This is a genomic window from Alkalibacterium thalassium, assembly GCF_900101165.1.
In the GTDB taxonomy this organism is placed as follows: Bacteria; Bacillota; Bacilli; order Lactobacillales; family Carnobacteriaceae_A; genus Alkalibacterium; species Alkalibacterium indicireducens.
This window is the reverse complement of sequence record NZ_FNFK01000118.1, coordinates 1-1,411: the sequence shown is the minus strand read 5'-3', so window position 1 is coordinate 1,411 and position 1,411 is coordinate 1. Positions and strand designations below refer to the sequence as shown.

Below are 1,411 nucleotides of genomic sequence, written 5' to 3'. Positions count from 1 at the left end.
AAAATGGACGGACTGCTCCCTTGTTTCTGTCATATAAACAGGACCTTGAATAGTTATTTAATTAACGATTCAAAGCCACAAGTCGCAATCTCATCTTTTCATTCCTCCTTTGATTTGGTGATATAATCATATCATGTCTATCTTAATGACTCAACTGTACTAACATTATTTATATTCTTAAATTACTTTGTTCTACTCAGACGAAGAACTTCCTTTAATCGACTCATTCTCATATTCACAATAGTTTTAAGACATCATCTATATAAAAAGTCAGCTGTTATGTGAGCATAAGGAAAAGGGTATTTAGCTATTATAATCGCATGTAATCATTATATCCCTGCTCGTCCTATTCCCTTTTAAACTTGGTAATAAGTACTAGTTAAAACAACTATTATACTCTTTTTAATATTTTCTCTTTCATTACATCTGCTAACATCAACTTGCCTATCAGAAAAAATAGTATACCTATACTTTCTATATAAAATGAAATGGTCACTACAACACCTATATTAATTAATGTAGATATAATCCACTTTTTCAATCTCATTCATCCTTTCAATTCATTATTTCATTTCGCTTTCTTCAGACTCTTCTAACGCTTTTTGTACATTGAGCATAAATTTATCTATCAATTCATTAATAAGTTTTTTTTCATAATCTGTAAAATTCTCTGATAGCTTTTTTTTAAGCATCTCTTGACGATTTATAGCTTCTTCGATAATCGGATGGGCTTCGGAGCGTATCGTTAAGTGTGCTTTTCTTCTATCGTTTTCCTCCCTTTGGGTAGATACATAACCATTTTCTTGTAGATGATCCAGTGCTTTTGAAATGTGAGATTTAGAAAAAAATCGATATTTGACCATATCTTTAGCTGTATCAAGCGTGGGGTTATAGTGTAAGAAAAGAAGAATGTCAATTTCAATTTTAGGCATGTCAAATTTCTCACATACCACTTGTATATATTTGTCATGTAGTTTGCGAAGATAGTGCCCATTTAATAATAAGTTAGTTCGATCCATTGAATTACTCCTTTTTGAAATTAGTTCACTACAGAACAGTTTTATTTTGAACTAATTATAAGATTTAAAATTTACTGTGTCAAGTTAATCATCCATTATAAAATGAACCCCGCATTCTTTTTTTATAATAGGGTCGCAAATAATTTATAAATTGAGTACTATGAATTTCAAATTTATTCATTTAGATTAAATATAAATTTAGCCACTGATACCCATCAAAAAACCCTCCGAACTGTGTAAACTGGACCCTATAGAATAGACACGGATAAAAAACCCTTATTCGTTCTCTATTTTGTAGGGGATGGGAAAAAAGTCACCTTTTAGTAATAATTTATAAATCTGAGTAATTAAAAACACCGTCAAATCAAGGATCATTTTTCCTAGATTTGACG

2 protein-coding genes are annotated in these 1,411 nt (G+C 30.3%); both read right to left on the bottom strand.

The window, feature by feature from the left end; translation table 11 throughout:
- Positions 1–391 precede the first annotated feature (391 nt).
- Positions 392–541 (bottom strand): hypothetical protein, encoded by a 150-nt coding sequence (locus tag BLR76_RS11950; RefSeq protein ID WP_176759716.1) that lies wholly within the window; start codon positions 539–541, stop codon positions 392–394.
- Between the two features lie 22 nt (positions 542–563).
- Complete coding sequence (locus BLR76_RS11520; RefSeq protein ID WP_091269065.1) at positions 564–1,019, bottom strand: MarR family winged helix-turn-helix transcriptional regulator; 456 nt, start codon at positions 1,017–1,019, stop codon at positions 564–566.
- Positions 1,020–1,411 lie beyond the last annotated feature (392 nt).